Genomic DNA, 15,123 nt, shown 5'->3' on the forward strand with positions numbered 1-15,123 from the left:
GCCGCCCGGCGGCCGGCGCCCGCCCCGTGGCCGGCCGCCTCGACCGCCCCCAGCAGGAGGGCCGCCGCGGCGGAGAACTCCATGTCGGCGTGCGCGCTCGGGGCCCGGTCGAGCCAGCCGAGGTGCCGCTGCAGGATCTCCAGGCCGCGCGCCCCGTTGCCCGTGACCGCGCAGAACTCCAGGTGCTCGCCGATGTCGCCGAGGTCGGCGAGGCGCGCCCGGTGCACCCGGTAGGCGCGGCGGTGCGCGGCGGCGGCCTCCTCCAGGCGGCCCATGCGCAGGTACACCGGCAGCAGCGCCGTCTGGATCGACTGCGGCTGCTCGTTGCAGGACAGCCGCGCGCTCAGCACCGGCGCGGCGATCTCGAACGCCTCCTCGTGCCGTCCGGCCTCGACCAGGTGGCGGGCCATGCCGGTCGGGTCGCAGCCCTCGCAGTCGGACAGCTCGTCCCGCTCGGCGGCACGCCACTTCACGAACCACTCGTGCGCCGAATCGTCGCCGATGTGCCGCGCCACCACGTTGCGGTAGTGGTACACCGCCTGGAGGCTGTGCCCGCCCGCCTTGTAGCGCCGCTCCATGTCGTCCAGGACGGCGTAGGCGCGGTCCAGCGGGATCTCGGGGAACGAGGTCAGGGAGCTGACCACCGCCTTCATCTGCCACAGCAGGCTGTGCGTCTCGTCGAACCGGGCGGGGTCGCGGTCGTGGTCGGCCAGCGTGCGGCTGAACGTCGCGAACGCCTTCACGGGCTCGCCGCCGTACCGGTAGGCGTCGGTCAGCCTGACCCGCACGTGGAACGCCAGTACCTCGTCGCCGGCCGCCTCGGCGCGGCGCAGCGCGTCCTCGATCAGGACGGTGCGGGCCTCCCCGTAGGGCAGCTCCTGCGACCGCGCCATCAGCGCGTAGACGTCATCCATGCTCAACGGGGCCCTCCGGGGAGTGGACGGCCCACTCCAGCAGGCCGATGAAGGAACGGTTCAGGACCGCCGTGTCGACGGGCCGCAGCGGATGGTGGCCGAGCAGGAGCGCCTGCCCGTACAGGGCCTGGACTGCCGCCTCGACCGGCCCGCCGTCACCGAGGGAGGTGACGCGCCGCGCCAGCGGATTGCGGTAGTTCAGCACGAGCTGGGGGCGGTCGGCGCTCGTGGTCGCGCCGACCGCGCCGAGCACGTCCGCCCACAGCTCGCCCGCCTCCTCCTGCGCGCGGGCCAGCTCCTGGCGGAACTGCGCGTCCCGGCTCGTCAGGTACAGCGCGGGCAGCGACGCGGGGTCGAAGTCGCGGACGACGACCTCGCAGCCGAGCCGCTCCACCGCCCGCTGCGCCGCCGCGAGGAACGGCCGCAGCGCCAGCTCCGCCGCCGGGTCGAGGACGCCGAACGTGGTGGTCAGCTCGGCCGCGTCCAGCCGCGTGAGCCGGATGTCCGGGTCGAGGTCCGGCAGCCGCTCGATGATCTCGGTGTCGTGGACGTAGCCGCCGTTGACCAGGCCCACGCCCTGGGCGCCCGCGACCGCCGCGAGCCGCCGGAACTCGTCCACGTCCGCGGTGAACCGGCCGCCCGGATGGCGGCGGCGGAACTCGTGCAGGGTCATCGGCCCGGAGGACGTCTCGTACTCCAGCCACCGGTCGACGATCCGCAGCATGTCGTCGTCGTGCAGGGCCATCGCCTTGACGCCGAGCTGGTGCAGCCGCAGGAAGGCCCGCAGCCGCGCCGGGTCGGTCTCGGCGAGCTTCACCAGCCACTGCCGCAGCACCTCCCCGAGGCCGTGCCGCGTCGATTCGAGCAGCTCGTCCTCGTAGAGGGCCTCGCGGCTCGCGGTCGGCCGCAGCTCCCCCGCGTCCACGACGCAGCGCGCGAAGAACGCCCAGTCGGGAAGCAGGCCCTCGACGCTCTCGGCCAGCAGCATCCGCTTCAGGTAGACGCGGTGCGCGGCGCGCGCGGACGGCGACACCGGCTCGGGCAGGACGAACGCGACGCCCGTCAGCCCGGCCTCCGGCACGTCGAGGTCCACGACGTCGAACGGGGTGAACCCGCAGACCTCCTCGCAGTACCGCTCCAGCGCCCGCCTGCGGTCGGCGGGATCGCGGTAGGACGCCCGCCACGGCGGCCCGTCGCCGGTGACGGCCACGCCGTCCACGACCAGCTCGACCGGGAGGAGCGACCCGTAGGTGGCGGCCAGCTCGGCGACGACCGGGGGGCTGAGCAGCTCCGCCGAGCCCGGCCGCGCCCGCAGCGTCACCGTCGTGCCCGGCTCGTCGCGCTCGCCCGGCTCGACCCGGTAGCTGCCCTCGGACCGTCCCGTCCACCGGACGGCGCCGCCGCCGCGCGCGGACCGCGTCACGACCTCGATCTCGTCCGCGACGAGGAACGCCGACAGCAGCCCGATCCCGAACTGGCCGAGGAAGTCGTGCCGCGCGAAGCCCAGTTCGTCCCGCTTGGACGACCGCCCGATCGTCGCCAGCAGCGTGTGCACCTCGTCCTCGGTCAGGCCGACGCCGTCGTCGTGGACGCGCAGCACGCCGCCGCCCGTCTCGATCTCGACGCGCCCGCCGGCGCCGCGCGCGGTGATCGCGTCCACCGCGTTCTGCAGCAGTTCCCGCAGGTAGACACGCGGACTCGCGTAGAGGTGGCGGCTCAGCAGATCCACCACGCCCCGCAGGTCCACCTGGAACGCCTGTTCGGCCACCGCCCCGCCTCCCCCGATCACTTTCCGAGCGATCACACCCTAGCGACCGATACCGACGTCTCCGGATATTTTGCGACCGGTACCGTGCGTGGTCGGACCTATCCGTGGAGGACGCATGGCCGCGCTCCCCGCTCTGTGGCGCGGAATCCGAACCCTCGCCGTCTGCGCCCTCGGCCTGGCGGCGGCCTCCGCCGCCTACGTGTGGTGGAGCGAGCTCGCCGCGGTTCTCCTCACCATCGCGGGCTTCATCTGCTCGGTGGTCGCGCTGGGGCTTCTGTACGACACGCGGCGACCGCTGCGTTTCAAGAACGTGCCGCTGTCCCTCGGCGCCCTGGCCTTGCTCGTCCTCTACGGCGTCGGCGTCATCGCCGCGCGCGACATCACGATGACGCTGGCCGGCACCGACGCCGACGCGGTCGTGGCGGAGACCTGGACGACGCACGACCGCAAGGGCAGGACGCAGCACCACTGCACCCTCCGCCGCACCGACGGCACCCCGATCCCCCGCGAGTACGCGTCGAACTGCGAAGGCCACGAACAGGGCGACACCATCCCCGTCGTCCTCGACCCGCGGGGGCGCATCGCTCCGATCGGTGGCCCCAAGACGGACTTGCCCACGACCGGGGAGATCCAGGTGGCGTTGACCGCGGCTCTCGTCCTCCTCTTCTCGACGGCCCTCGGCAGCCCGCCCAAGCGCAGATGAACGGGTTCCTGCCTCCCGGCGCGCGTTCCCGGTGACGGCGTCCCGCGGGAGTCCGCGCGCCGGGCCGACGCGGTCGGGGCCTACCCCCGCAGTCCGGCTTGGGCCGGGCGCATGTGACGAGCCCCGGACCGCGGGGGTCCGGGGCTCGTCGCGTTCAGGTCAGATGCCGCGCTCGGGTCAGATGAGGCCGAGCTTGCGGACCGCCTCGCGCTCCTCCGACAGCTCCGCGACGGACGCGTCGATCCGGGCGCGGGAGAAGTCGTCGATCTCCAGGCCCTGGACGATCTCCCACTCGCCGTCCGCGGTGGTGACCGGGAAGGAGGAGATCAGGCCCTCGGGGACGCCGTAGGAGCCGTCCGACACGACCGCCATGGACGTCCAGTCGCCGTCGGCGGTGCCGTTCACCCAGGTGTGCACGTGGTCGATCGCGGCGGACGCGGCCGACGCCGCCGACGACGCGCCCCGCGCCTCGATGATCGCGGCGCCGCGCTTGGCGACGGTCGGGATGAAGTCGTTCTCCAGCCAGTCCTGGTCGTTCACGGTCTCGGCGGCGTTCCTGCCGGCGATCTCGGCGTGGAACAGGTCCGGGTACTGCGTGGCGGAGTGGTTGCCCCAGATCGTCATCCTGCGGATGTCGGAGACCGAGGCGCCCGTCTTCTTCGACAGCTGCGCGAGGGCGCGGTTGTGGTCCAGGCGCGTCATCGCGGTGAACCGCGCGGCCGGGACGTCCGGCGCGTGCTGCTGCGCGATCAGCGCGTTGGTGTTCGCCGGGTTGCCGACCACCAGGACCTTGACGTCGTCGGCGGCGCCGGCGTTGATCGCCTCGCCCTGCGGCTTGAAGATGCCGCCGTTGGCCTCCAGCAGGTCGCCGCGCTCCATGCCCTTCGTGCGCGGGCGGGCGCCGACCAGCAGCGCCACGTTCGTCCCCTCGAACGCCCGCCGGGCGTCGTCGAAGATGTCGATGCCGGACAGCAGCGGGAACGCGCAGTCGTCCAGTTCCATCGCGGTGCCCTCCGCGGCCTTCACCGCCTGCGGGATCTCCAGCAGGCGCAGGCGTACGGGCACGTCCGCGCCGAGCAGGTGCCCGGACGCGATGCGGAACAGCAGCGCGTAGCCGATCTGGCCCGCGGCGCCGGTAACGGTAACGGTGACTGGGGTGCGAGTCATGCGTCCTTCTCCTGCTGTGACCTGACGGGGCTCAGGCGGCCATCCTTGGGAAACCCGACCGCCCGAGAGGCCGCCCGCCCGCACTCCGTCGCGCGGGTTCTCTCGCCGTCGAGATAGTTGCGGTGCCAGGCTATCGCGCACGTCCCGCCCGCCACCGCGCAGGTGCGCTTCCCGGCATGCCCCCCGTCCCGAACAGGCGGAAGGCCGTCCCGGACGGATCCGGAACGGCCTTCACCCACGCGTGCGCGGGGAGCGACCGGCGACGCGCTAGCCGCCGATCTTCTTCTGGAGGTTGGTGTCGAGCGCCTCCAGGAAGCCCTGCGTGGTCAGCCACGGGGTCTCCCCGCCGACGAGCAGGGCCAGGTCCTTGGTCATCTGGCCGCTCTCGACGGTCTCGATGCAGACCTGCTCCAGCTTGCGGGCGAAGTCGATGACCTCGGGCTGGCCGTCGAGCTTGCCGCGGTGCTCCAGCCCGCGCGTCCAGGCGAAGATCGACGCGATCGGGTTGGTCGACGTCGGCTTGCCCTGCTGGTGCTGCCGGTAGTGCCGGGTCACCGTGCCGTGCGCGGCCTCCGCCTCGACGGTCCTGCCGTCGGGGGTCATGAGGACGGAGGTCATCAGGCCGAGGGAGCCGAAGCCCTGCGCGAGGGTGTCGGACTGGACGTCGCCGTCGTAGTTCTTGGCGGCCCAGACGAACCCGCCCTCCCACTTGAGCGCCGCCGCGACCATGTCGTCGATCAGGCGGTGCTCGTAGGTGAGGCCCTTGGCCTCGAACTCGGCCTTGAACTCGGTCTCGTAGATCTCCTGGAAGAGGTCCTTGAACCGGCCGTCGTAGGCCTTGAGGATCGTGTTCTTCGTCGACATGTACAGCGGCATCTCGCGGCTCAGCGCGTACCGCATGCTCGTCCGGGCGAAGTCGCGGATCGAGTCGTCGTAGTTGTACATGCCCATGGCCACGCCGCCGCCGGGGAACGAGGCGACCTCGAACTCCATGGGCTCGTCGCCGTTCTCGGGGGTGTAGGTGATCGTCACCTTGCCCGGGCCCGGCACGACGAAGTCGGTGGCCTTGTACTGGTCGCCGTGGGCGTGGCGGCCGATGATGATCGGCTTCGTCCAGCCGGGGACCAGGCGCGGGATGTTGGAGACAACGATCGGCTCACGGAAGATCACGCCGCCCAGGATGTTGCGGATCGTCCCGTTCGGGGACCGCCACATCTTCTTCAGGCCGAACTCCTCGACGCGCGCCTCGTCGGGGGTGATGGTCGCGCACTTCACACCGACGCCGTGCTCCAGGATGGCCTTGGCGGCGTCGACGGTGACCTGGTCGTCCGTGGCGTCACGGTGCTCGATCCCCAGGTCGTAGTACTTCAGGTCCACATCGAGGTAGGGCAGGATCAACTGGTCCTTGATGAATTTCCAGATGATCCGCGTCATTTCGTCGCCGTCGAGTTCGACGACCGGGCCCGCTACTTTGATCTTGGGCATGCTGTTGCTGTCCCTTTCCTACACCTGGCCAGCAGTCCTTGTAAGGCTCAACTGGCAAGGCTAGCCGAGGCGGTCATGAGGTCTAGACCTGGCCTTGCCCTGGGACCCGCCGCCTCCGGCCTGACCTGCGGCGACGCGCTAGCCGGGCGGCTCCTGCGCCGTCCGGGAGGAGCGCCCGGCGAGGATCAGCCGCACCCCGCGCACCAGCATCGTGAACGCGATCAGCACGCCGAACGCGCCGGCGAGGACGAGCCCGGTCTTGTTCATCGGCGGGACGCTCAGCGACACGAACGCGACCATCTCGCCGAGGATCACGAGCGTCCAGCAGTCGACCGACCGGCTCCGGACGGCGAGCGGGCCGAGCTGCGACTCGGGTAGCAGCAGCCGGGCCAGCGCGCCGATGAGCAGCGCGGCGGCCATCAGGCCCGAGCCCTTGCGGAAGTAGTTGAAGGCGCACAGCGTGAGCCCCGCGCCGACGCCGCTGAGCACGAGGAGGTACGGCAGCCGCGCGAGCCAGTGCGGGGCGGCGCTCCTCCGACGCGGCGCCTTGCGCCTGCGCCGGTGCACCTGGGTGCTCATGGCCCTCACGGTATAGGCAATCGAGCGCCGGCACGACATCGCGCACCCTCCGGCGGGAGCGGTCCGCGGGGGGACGCGAATGAGTCGGGGCGGAGACGCAAGCGAGGCGGCGGGGGAAGAGTCCGGTTTGTCGCCCGCCGCCGAAATGCGGATGGGACCTATGTGCTCAAGGTGATGGCCGAGAGCCCGGAATCCCCTGCGCCATCGGTCCTACTCGCCAGTAGGAGGGTGTGACGGCATGGCACCCGGGTAACCCGGCAGACAGGGGTCGCTAACTAGCTGGGAGGACTGCCGTGGAGGGGCCGTTCATGCGGATCGAGGACAGCGGGCTGGTGGTGCCGCTGCGCCCCGACGTGACGACGGTCGGGAGAGGGAGAGGAGTGGACATCCGCCTCGACGACCCGTCTGTGTCCCGTTTGCACGCAGAGATCGTCCGACGTGGCCCGTACGTCTACGTGGTGGACATGGGCCTGTCCCGCAACGGGACGCGCGTCAACGGCCGGCCGATCGCCCGCCGTGTGCTGGAGGACGGTGACGTCGTGAGCTTCGGCACGGCGCGCTGCCGGTTGGGGGGCATCCCCCGTGAGGAGGTCGACCCGGACGTCGAACTGCGGCGCGCCGTCGCGCCCGAGCTCACCCGCCGGGAGGTCGACGTGCTGACCTCGCTGTGCCGGCCCGCGCTGTCCGACGAGGCGTTCGTGGCCCCGGCCACGGCGCGCGACATCGCCGGCGAGCTGGTCGTCACGGAGGCCGCGGTCAAGCAGCACCTGCTGCGCCTCTACCAGAAGTTCCGGATCCCCGAAGGCGCCAACCGGCGCACTCGGCTCGCCAACGAGGTCATCGCGATGGGCCTCGTCCGCCCGCTGCCGCCGGTGCACGTGCCCCAGCAGGGCCGTCCGCCGATGGACGGGCGCGTCCCCGGGGTGCGCGGCACCACCGAGACGCGCCGGCCGGGCGCCACCGGTCACGCCCACGGCCCGGGCCGTCCGGCGCACAGCACGGCCGCGGGACGGAGGGCCAGCTGATGTGAGACCCGCGGTCGCCCTCTCCCGGCAGCGCAACCGGAGGGCGATCGCTCAGCCCCCGATGCGGCCGCGTAGGTGACGGGGCGGCCCAGGGACACGCCGGCGGGGGCCGCCACCTCGGTGCTGGTGGCGGCCCCCGCAGCGCGCGTATCGGCGGACGGTGCCCGGCCGGCTCGGCCAGGCCTGTCCGGTCAGACGGCTTGCTCGACGGCCTGCTCGGCGGCCTCGACGACGTTCGCGAGGAGCATGGCGCGGGTCATCGGGCCGACGCCGCCGGGGTTGGGCGCGACCCAGCCGGCGACGTCGCGGACGTCGGCGGCGACGTCCCCGGCGAGCTTGCCGTCCACGCGGGACACGCCCACGTCGAGGACGGCGGCGCCGGGCTTGACCATGTCGGCGGTGATGAGGCCGGGCACCCCGGCCGCGGCCACGACGATGTCGGCCTTGCGGGTGTGCTCGGCGAGGTCGCGGGTGGCGGTGTGGCAGAGGGTGACGGTCGCGTTCTCAGTGCGGCGGGTCAGCAGCAGGCCGAGGGAGCGGCCGACGGTGATGCCGCGGCCGACGACGGTGACCTCGGCCCCCTTCAGCGTGACGTCGAAGCGGCGCAGCAGCTCGACGATGCCCTTCGGCGTGCACGGCAGCGGGCCCGGCTGCATCAGGACGAGCCGGCCGAGGTTGACCGGGTGCAGGCCGTCGGCGTCCTTGGCCGGGTCGATGCGCTCCAGCACGCGCTGCTCGTCCAGGCCCTTCGGCAGCGGCAGCTGGACGATGTAGCCGGTGCAGGCGGGGTCGGCGTTCAGCTCGGCGACGGCGCGCTCCACCTCGTCCTGCGAGGCGGTGGCGGGCAGGTCGCGGCGGATGCTCTCGATGCCGACCTCGGCGCAGTCGCGGTGCTTCATGTTCACGTACGAGTGGCTGCCGGGGTCGTCGCCGACCAGGACGGTGCCGAGCCCGACGGAGACGCCGCGGTCGCGCAGCGCCTCGACGCGGACCTTGAGGTTCGAGCGGATCTCGGCGGCCGTGGCCTTGCCGTCCAGAATCTGTGCCGTCATGCGTTCCTCCGCGTGGATCTCGGCGGGACCGGGCCCCGGGCGCACAGCCCGGCCGGAAGGGTCCCGTCCACCCAGGCGCGCGGTGTCCGGACTGTCGTTCGCTCCCCGGTGGTGATCCACCTTGACCGCGCCAGTCGCGTAGGCCCCATGCTAACCGGCCGCCTGGAGGCGGCGGCCCCCGCGCTTCGTGGAGGGGGCCCGCGAGTGGCTTGCGGAAAAGGGCGCCGAGTGGCTCTGCCTGAGGCCGCCCCCGAGGTCCTAGCGTGCTCCGCATGAACGAGGAATGGTTCGAGCGGCCCGTCCTGACCGGGCGATACGTGCGGCTGGAGCCGCTGTCCGCCGAGCACGCCGCGGGGCTGTTCGAGGCGTCCAAGGACCCGGACCTGTGGACGTGGATGAGCCAGCGCCGGCCGGAGAGCGTCGCGGACATGCGCGCGCAGGTCGACCAGGCACTGGCGGCCTGCGAGCGCGGGATGCGCCTGCCCTGGGTCCAGATCGACGCGGTGACCGGGGAGGTCGCCGGGACGACGTCGTACTACGAGATCTCACCGACCGACCGCGGCCTGTGCATCGGCCACACGTGGATCGGGGCGCGGTGGCACCGGACGGGCCTCAACACCGAGGCGAAGCTGCTGCTCATGGGGCGCGCGTTCGGCGACCTGGGGGCGATCCGGGTCGGCTGGCACACGCACGTCCGCAACGAGCGGTCGCGCGCGGCGATCGAGCGGCTCGGGGCGGCGTTCGAGGGCGTCCACCGGAAGCACCGGATCCGCGCGGACGGCTCGATCCGCGACACCGCCGTCTACGCGATGACGGACGACGACTGGCCCGCCGCCGAGCGCGCACTGCGCGCGAGGCTGCGCTGACGGCCGGTCGGCGGGGCGCTCAGTCCTCGGAGCGCTGGCGCCAGCCGATGAGGCGGTCGGTGCCGTGCCAGCCGAGCTGGGCGGCGAGCACCGCGGCCAGGAACGCGGCGACCAGCCCGATCACCTGCCGGGACTCCATCAGCAGCAAGTCGGCCTGGTAGACGACGCCGAGCATGAGGGACATCAGCAGATTCATCCTGCCTCCACCACGGAACGCCCGCGCCGAGGTCAAGGGAGGGTCACAGGGGGGCGCGGCAGCCTGAGGCTACCCGCCCGGCGGCCGTGTGTGGACCCGTGGCGGAGAACGGGTCGCGCGAGGGCGGGCCGCGCGGGCCGCGCGGGCCGCCGTCAGTGGATGATCGCGATGAAGATCAGGCAGCAGATGATGTTGACCATCCAGCTGTTGTCCGTCATCCACTCCCGCGCGCGGGGCATGGCGCGTTCGGCGCGCCGGTGGAACAGCAGCACGGCGAGCAGCGGCAGCGCCGCGACCAGGAGGGTGGCCCCGACGAAGGCGGCGGCCGGCGCCACGCCCTCGTGGTGCTGCTCCAGGTTGGCCCCCACCGTGAGCATCACGATGATGTCGGAGGGCATCAGAATGATCAGCAGCAGCCCGGTCCTGAACGCCCGGCCCGGCCCGGCGTTCATCAGCGAGCCGAGCCACTTGGGCGGTTCGATCGTGGCCCGCTTCACGTAGTTGCGCATGATGGCGACCAGCAGCAGCGCGATCAGCACGTACTGGACGATCTTGCCGACCGAGCTGTCGTCGGACGGCTTGCCGATCTCCACGCTGTTGCCCACCAGCGCGAAGATGCCCCACGCGGCGGCGACCCCCGCGCTCGCCGAGATCGCCACGCCCGCCAGGAACGCCAGGGAGACCCGCACGGGCCTCGGGGTCGTCACCAGGATGATCGCCGACATGATCTGGGGCCCCGCCATCATCGTGATGGCCAGCGGGAGCACCTGAAAGCTCATGGCCCCTCCCCGCCGTGACTCCCGCCGCACGGGAGACGCCCCTCGTCAGGGCTCACGCTAGAGGAGCGATCGGGGCTCGATCCGCCGGTCGACGCGTTCTTGACCGGGAGCTGATCCTTTCTTCTGCCCCGAGGTGCGCCCGATGGCCCGCGCCAGGAACGCGACTGACCCGCCGCTGGGAAGCGCGGACGTGATTTCCGCGGTGGCGCGGGCCGAGAAGCGTCCAGGCGCGCCGGCGGGACGTTCCCCGCCGGCGCGCCTGGCAGGACGGCGTGCCTCGCGAACCCTCAGTGCTTCCGAACCCTCAGTGCTCGCGAACCCTCAGTGGAAGAAGTGCCGGACGCCGGTGAAGTAGAGGGTGATGCCGGCCTTCTCCGCCGCGGCGATCACCTTGTCGTCGTTGACGGACCCGCCGGGCTCGACGATCGCGCGGACGCCCGCCTCGGCCAGCACCTCCAGGCCGTCCGGGAACGGGAAGAACGCGTCGGACGCGCCCACCGACGCCGCGGCCCGCTCCCGCCCGGCCCGCGCGACGGCGAGCTTGGCGGAGTCGACCCGGTTGACCTGGCCCATGCCGACGCCGACGGTGGCGCCGTCCGCGGCCAGCAGGATCGCGTTCGACTTCACCGAGCGGATCGCCCGCCACGCGAACGCCAGGTCGCGCAGCGTCGCCTCGTCCGCGGCGGCGCCGGTCTTGAGCTCCCAGGAGGACGGGTCGTCGCCGCCGGCGTCCACGCGGTCCACGTCCTGCAGCAGCACGCCGCCGTCGACGCGCCGGTACTCGACGCCGCCCGCCGGGGCGTCCGGGCAGACCAGCAGGCGGATGTTCTTGAAGCGGTCCTTCAGGACGGTCACGGCCTCGTCCTCGAAGGACGGGGCGACCAGCACCTCGGCGAAGCTCTCGGTGACCTGGCGGGCCATCTCGGCGGTGACCGGCCGGTTCGCCGCGATCACACCGCCGTACGCCGACACCGGGTCGCAGGCGTGCGCCCTGCGGTGCGCCTCGGCGATGTCCGCGCCGACCGCGATGCCGCACGGGTTGGCGTGCTTGATGATCGCGACGCACGGCTCGGTGAAGTCGTAGGCGGCGCGGCGCGCGGCGTCGGTGTCGACGTAGTTGTTGTAGGACATCTCCTTGCCGTAGAGCTGCTCGGCCCCGGCCAGGCCGCTCTCGCCCGGCGAGCGGTACAGGGCGGCCCGCTGGTGCGGGTTCTCGCCGTACCGCAGGGTGTTCGAGCGCTCCCAGGTGGCGCCGAGGAAGTCGGGCCACCGCGTCTCGGCGGCGGTCTCGTCGGGCGCGTAGTCGCCGGCGAACCAGGAGGCGACGGCCACGTCGTAGGACGCGGTGTGCGCGAACGCCCGCGCGGCCAGGCGGCGGCGCTCCTCCAGGGTGAAACCGCCGGCGTTCACGGCGTCCAGGACCGTCCCGTAGGCGGACGGGTCCACCACGACGGAGACGCTCGCGTGGTTCTTCGCGGCGGCGCGGACCATCGTGGGCCCGCCGATGTCGATCTGCTCGACGCACTCGTCCGGCGTCGCGCCCGAGTCCACCGTGTCGGCGAACGGGTACAGGTTCGCGACCACGAGGTCGAACGGCTCGACGGCCAGGTCGTCGAGCTGCTGGAGGTGGTCCTCCTTGCGCCGGTCGGCGAGCAGGCCCGCGTGCACCTTCGGGTGCAGGGTCTTGACCCGTCCGTCCAGGCACTCGGGGAACCCGGTGAGCTTCTCCACCCTCATCACCGGGACGCCGGCGGCGGAGATCCGGCCCGCCGTCGACCCGGTCGAGACGATCTCCACTCCCGCCTCGTGCAGGCCGCGGGCCAGATCCTCCAGCCCGGACTTGTCGTACACGCTGATCAGCGCGCGCTTAATCGCCACCCGACTCACCGGTCGAGCTCCCCTCTTGATCGGACGAACCCCTGTCGGACGAACCGCTGTCAGACGGACCGGTGGCGGAGGCCTCGCCGCCGGGCGAGTCCGCGCAGGTCCGGCACTTCATCGAGACCCGTCGGCCGCGCACGGTCCACCCGTCGCGGGCCAGCCGTCCGACGACGTCGACCAGGAGCCGGCGCTCCACCTGCTTGATCCGCTCGTGCAGGGAGTCTTCGTCGTCATGCCAGCCCACGGGGACGGTCTCCTGGGCGATGACGGGTCCGGTGTCCACGCCTTCGTCGACGAAGTGAACCGTACAGCCCGTGACCTTCACCCCGTACGCCAGGGCGTCCCGTACGGCGTGCGCGCCGGGGAAGGACGGCAGCAGCGCGGGGTGGGTGTTGACCGTCCGGCCGCCGAAGCGCGCCAGGAACCGCGGGCCGAGGATCTTCATGAAGCCGGCGGACACCACGAGGTCGGGCTCGTGCTCGGCGACCGTCTCGGCGAGCGCCGCGTCCCAGTCGTCCCGGGACGGGAAATCCGGTATGCAGAGGGTGAAAGTCGGCAATCCCGCCCGTTCGGCGCGCTCGGTTCCGCCGATATCGGGGCGGTCCGCCCCCACGGCCACCACTTTCGCCCCGTAGGCTGGATCCGCGCACGCGTCGAGCAGCGCTTGTAGGTTGGTCCCCGCGCCGGAGACGAGGACGACGAGCCGGGCGGACACCATTTCTCCCCGGTGGACGTTGCTGGGACGACACGAAGCCTATCGGGCGACCTCGGCGCGGCCTCACCCCAGACCGCCCGAACCGGAAGCCCGCCCCGACCAGAGCCCGCACGAACACAGACCGTACGTACACCCCGCATGGAACCGAGATGCGCACGCCCCAGGAGGAGAAGAACGTGAGCGACCAGCCGGACCGTCCGGCCCAGCCCGATGACCGCCCCGACGGGCGGCCGGCGGGAGAGCCGCCCGCGGGACCGCGCCAGGGCGGGCGAGGCACCGGCTGGCGTGCACTGTGGCTCGGCGGCATCGCCCTGCTGACCGCGTTCTTCTTCTACCCGCTCGGCCTGGTGCTCGGCATCGCCGCGCTCGTCGTCGGCGTCAAGGCCCGCCGCAGCGCCCGCCGAACGCACGACGCCGCCCCCGGCGCCGTCCCCGGCATCGTGCTCGGGTCGATCGGGCTGGTGTTCTCGCTGCTGTCGGTCTCCCTGACGGCGTTCCTGTGGACGGAGCTGAGCGGCTACCAGAGCTGCGTCAGCGCGTCCAACACCACCACCGACAAGCAGGCGTGCCGCGCCGAGTACTACCCGAAGATCGAGAAGAAGCTCGACCTGCCCGCCGGCAGCATGGACAAGTACGGCGACCTGCTCTGACCCAGCGTTCCGCCCCCGCCGCAGGTCGGGGCGGGCCGGTCTAGGCGTCCTGGTCGGGGTCGTCGCGGAGGACGTAGATGGCGCCGCCCCGGTTCTCGGTGCGTCCCGAGTCCTCGCGGGGCGGCGGGACGGGACGCCGCTCCTCCGCGGGCTCCCGCTCGCCGGGCTCGTCGCGCACGCCGGGCTCGTGGTGCCCGCCGGGCTCCTCGGGCTCCAGGTGTCCCTCGACGACGACCGTGCCGTCGCTCGGCGGCTGGGGCTCGTCCTCGGCCGGGTCGGGCGCCGGGTCCGTCCGGCGGCGGGGCCGCCGGGGCGCGAGGACGGGCTCGGCCTCCTCGAACTCCAGCGGGTCCGGGGCGTGCGGGGCCTTCGGCGCCGGCTTGGGCGGGCCCTCCAGGCGCAGGTCGTCATCCCCGGGGACGGGCGCCGACAACGGCACGGCGGGCTCCGGAACGGCCCGCACCGGCTTCTTCGGCTTGCCGGGCTTCTTCGCCGCCTTCCTCTTGGAGGAAGCCTTCGCGGCAGAGGCCTTCTTGGCCGCCCGCTTCTTGGACGGGGCGCGCGCCGGACGCCGCAGCACCATCCAGTTCGCCACCCAGGCCGCGATCGCCGCCGAGATCCCCACCTCCAGGGCCGCCAGCAGCCCCACCTGCCACGCGGACGGGCCCACGGTCGCCATCCGTCCGCCGCCCAGCGGCCCTCCCGCCAGCGCGCTCAGGAGAGCCGCGACGGCCCCGGTCAGGGCGCCGGACACGAAACCCCACAGCGGAGCGCCCTCCGACACCGGGCTCGGCAGGGACCGGATCGTCAGGACGCCGCCCACCGCGCCGGCGACGAAGGGCGCGGCCAGCGCCAGCAGTGAGATCGCGGGAGCCGGGCCCGGCTGGGGAAGGGCCGCGAGCGGCGGGAACGCGGGCACGGCGTCCAGGAACACCCCGGTCGGGGAGACGCTCGTCCCGGCGCCGACGGAGAAGCCCGGCCCGACCGCGTACGCCATGCCCCAGATCGCCGCGTTCGGCAGGAACGCCAGCTCGACCAGCAGCAGCAGGACACCGCCGACGGCGCCGGGGGCGAGCATGTCGTAGAGGTCGCCGGCGTCCGACAGGTGCGTGGCGAGGGACCCGCCGACGAGCAGCGCGCCGGACGCGAGCAGCACGCTCAGCGACCCCGCCACGCCGATCACCAGGGAGCGCGGCCGCTCGGGCAGCAGCCGCAGCAGCGCGCCCAGCCCGGACCGGACCCGCCGCCCGCGGGCCTCCGCCGCCACGACCGCCCGCGCCGCCCCGAGCCCGCCCGCGACGGCGGCGACGAGGAAGCAGCCGACGAGCGCCTGCCACGCCGAC

15 protein-coding genes and 1 riboswitch are annotated in these 15,123 nt (G+C 72.9%); of the genes, 4 read left to right on the plus strand and 11 right to left on the minus strand.

Features of this window, described 5'->3' with window-relative positions; translation table 11 throughout:
• Both AB0K37_RS33025 and AB0K37_RS33030 read right to left on the minus strand, forming a co-directional pair.
• The coding region (locus tag AB0K37_RS33025; RefSeq protein ID WP_363987669.1) for a hypothetical protein at positions 1 to 920 on the minus strand (920 nt) is incomplete at its 3' end.
• The gene (locus tag AB0K37_RS33030) at positions 907 to 2,682 is read right to left on the minus strand and encodes an HSP90 family protein (protein WP_363987671.1); all 1,776 of its coding nucleotides are present in this window, start codon (positions 2,680 to 2,682) and stop codon (positions 907 to 909) included. The genes AB0K37_RS33025 and AB0K37_RS33030, both read right to left, overlap by 14 nt.
• Positions 2,683 to 2,797: 115 nt before the next feature.
• Between AB0K37_RS33030 and AB0K37_RS33035 the strand changes: the two genes are divergently transcribed.
• Complete coding sequence (locus AB0K37_RS33035) at positions 2,798 to 3,385, plus strand: hypothetical protein (RefSeq protein WP_363987673.1); 588 nt, start codon at positions 2,798 to 2,800, stop codon at positions 3,383 to 3,385.
• A 177-nt stretch (positions 3,386 to 3,562) separates the two neighbouring features.
• On the opposite strand, the gene AB0K37_RS33040 is transcribed toward AB0K37_RS33035, so the two are convergent.
• The 3 genes from AB0K37_RS33040 to AB0K37_RS33050 form a co-directional block, all read right to left on the minus strand.
• Positions 3,563 to 4,552 (minus strand): malate dehydrogenase, encoded by a 990-nt coding sequence (locus AB0K37_RS33040; protein ID WP_363987675.1) that lies wholly within the window; start codon positions 4,550 to 4,552, stop codon positions 3,563 to 3,565.
• A gap of 267 nt (positions 4,553 to 4,819) precedes the next feature.
• Positions 4,820 to 6,037 carry an NADP-dependent isocitrate dehydrogenase gene (locus AB0K37_RS33045; RefSeq protein ID WP_363987677.1) on the minus strand — a complete coding sequence of 406 codons (1,218 nt, stop codon included), beginning with the start codon at positions 6,035 to 6,037 and terminating at the stop codon, positions 4,820 to 4,822.
• Between the two features lie 138 nt (positions 6,038 to 6,175).
• The gene (locus AB0K37_RS33050) at positions 6,176 to 6,616 is read right to left on the minus strand and encodes a DUF3017 domain-containing protein (protein ID WP_363987679.1); all 441 of its coding nucleotides are present in this window, start codon (positions 6,614 to 6,616) and stop codon (positions 6,176 to 6,178) included.
• 293 nt (positions 6,617 to 6,909) lie between these two features.
• On the opposite strand from AB0K37_RS33050, the gene AB0K37_RS33055 reads away from it, so the two are divergent.
• Positions 6,910 to 7,641 carry an FHA domain-containing protein gene (locus tag AB0K37_RS33055; RefSeq protein ID WP_345176679.1) on the plus strand — a complete coding sequence of 244 codons (732 nt, stop codon included), beginning with the start codon at positions 6,910 to 6,912 and terminating at the stop codon, positions 7,639 to 7,641.
• A gap of 191 nt (positions 7,642 to 7,832) precedes the next feature.
• On the opposite strand, the gene AB0K37_RS33060 is transcribed toward AB0K37_RS33055, so the two are convergent.
• Entirely contained in the window at positions 7,833 to 8,693 is an 861-nt protein-coding gene (locus AB0K37_RS33060) for a bifunctional methylenetetrahydrofolate dehydrogenase/methenyltetrahydrofolate cyclohydrolase (protein WP_363987681.1), read from the minus strand.
• Positions 8,694 to 8,755: 62 nt separating this feature from the next.
• A riboswitch (ZMP/ZTP riboswitch) is annotated at positions 8,756 to 8,841 on the minus strand.
• Between the two features lie 124 nt (positions 8,842 to 8,965).
• On the opposite strand from AB0K37_RS33060, the gene AB0K37_RS33065 reads away from it, so the two are divergent.
• Positions 8,966 to 9,559 carry a GNAT family protein gene (locus AB0K37_RS33065; RefSeq protein ID WP_363987682.1) on the plus strand — a complete coding sequence of 198 codons (594 nt, stop codon included), beginning with the start codon at positions 8,966 to 8,968 and terminating at the stop codon, positions 9,557 to 9,559.
• A 19-nt stretch (positions 9,560 to 9,578) separates the two neighbouring features.
• Here the strand turns inward: AB0K37_RS33065 and AB0K37_RS33070 are convergent, their stop codons facing one another.
• The 4 genes from AB0K37_RS33070 to purN all read right to left on the minus strand — a co-directional run bounded on the left by AB0K37_RS33070 (position 9,579) and on the right by purN (position 13,133).
• Positions 9,579 to 9,755 carry a hypothetical protein gene (locus AB0K37_RS33070; protein ID WP_179837580.1) on the minus strand — a complete coding sequence of 59 codons (177 nt, stop codon included), beginning with the start codon at positions 9,753 to 9,755 and terminating at the stop codon, positions 9,579 to 9,581.
• 152 nt (positions 9,756 to 9,907) lie between these two features.
• Positions 9,908 to 10,534 (minus strand): GAP family protein, encoded by a 627-nt coding sequence (locus tag AB0K37_RS33075; RefSeq protein ID WP_363987684.1) that lies wholly within the window; start codon positions 10,532 to 10,534, stop codon positions 9,908 to 9,910.
• A 321-nt stretch (positions 10,535 to 10,855) separates the two neighbouring features.
• Positions 10,856 to 12,421, minus strand: a complete 1,566-nt coding sequence (gene purH / locus AB0K37_RS33080; RefSeq protein WP_363987686.1) for a bifunctional phosphoribosylaminoimidazolecarboxamide formyltransferase/IMP cyclohydrolase — start codon at positions 12,419 to 12,421, stop codon at positions 10,856 to 10,858.
• A complete protein-coding gene (purN, locus tag AB0K37_RS33085) occupies positions 12,402 to 13,133 on the minus strand; it encodes a phosphoribosylglycinamide formyltransferase (protein WP_363987687.1) in 732 nt (243 codons plus the stop codon). The genes purH and purN overlap by 20 nt, the downstream gene beginning before the upstream one ends.
• Before the next feature lie 173 nt (positions 13,134 to 13,306).
• Here purN and AB0K37_RS33090 point away from each other — a divergent pair, with 173 nt between their 5' ends.
• Complete coding sequence (locus AB0K37_RS33090) at positions 13,307 to 13,780, plus strand: DUF4190 domain-containing protein (RefSeq protein WP_363987689.1); 474 nt, start codon at positions 13,307 to 13,309, stop codon at positions 13,778 to 13,780.
• A gap of 40 nt (positions 13,781 to 13,820) precedes the next feature.
• Here AB0K37_RS33090 and AB0K37_RS33095 read toward each other — a convergent pair.
• Positions 13,821 to 15,123 (minus strand): DUF6350 family protein (locus AB0K37_RS33095; RefSeq protein ID WP_363987690.1); only part of this gene is annotated, 1,303 nt, incomplete at its 5' end.

The organism is Actinomadura sp. NPDC049753, from assembly GCF_040674655.1.
GTDB classification, from domain to species: Bacteria; Actinomycetota; Actinomycetes; order Streptosporangiales; family Streptosporangiaceae; genus Spirillospora; species Spirillospora verrucosospora.

What these genes read in the sequence shown, in the direction of transcription:
- AB0K37_RS33035 (WP_363987673.1), top strand. Translation starts at nt 2,798, where the DNA reads ATGGCCGCGCTCCCCGCTCTGTGGCGCGGAATCCGAACCCTCGCCGTC.
- AB0K37_RS33040 (WP_363987675.1), bottom strand. Translation starts at nt 4,552, where the DNA reads ATGACTCGCACCCCAGTCACCGTTACCGTTACCGGCGCCGCGGGCCAG.
- AB0K37_RS33045 (WP_363987677.1), bottom strand. Translation starts at nt 6,037, where the DNA reads ATGCCCAAGATCAAAGTAGCGGGCCCGGTCGTCGAACTCGACGGCGAC.
- AB0K37_RS33050 (WP_363987679.1), bottom strand. Translation starts at nt 6,616, where the DNA reads ATGAGCACCCAGGTGCACCGGCGCAGGCGCAAGGCGCCGCGTCGGAGG.
- AB0K37_RS33060 (WP_363987681.1), bottom strand. Translation starts at nt 8,693, where the DNA reads ATGACGGCACAGATTCTGGACGGCAAGGCCACGGCCGCCGAGATCCGC.
- AB0K37_RS33065 (WP_363987682.1), top strand. Translation starts at nt 8,966, where the DNA reads ATGAACGAGGAATGGTTCGAGCGGCCCGTCCTGACCGGGCGATACGTG.
- AB0K37_RS33070 (WP_179837580.1), bottom strand. Translation starts at nt 9,755, where the DNA reads ATGAATCTGCTGATGTCCCTCATGCTCGGCGTCGTCTACCAGGCCGAC.
- AB0K37_RS33075 (WP_363987684.1), bottom strand. Translation starts at nt 10,534, where the DNA reads ATGAGCTTTCAGGTGCTCCCGCTGGCCATCACGATGATGGCGGGGCCC.
- purN (WP_363987687.1), bottom strand. Translation starts at nt 13,133, where the DNA reads ATGGTGTCCGCCCGGCTCGTCGTCCTCGTCTCCGGCGCGGGGACCAAC.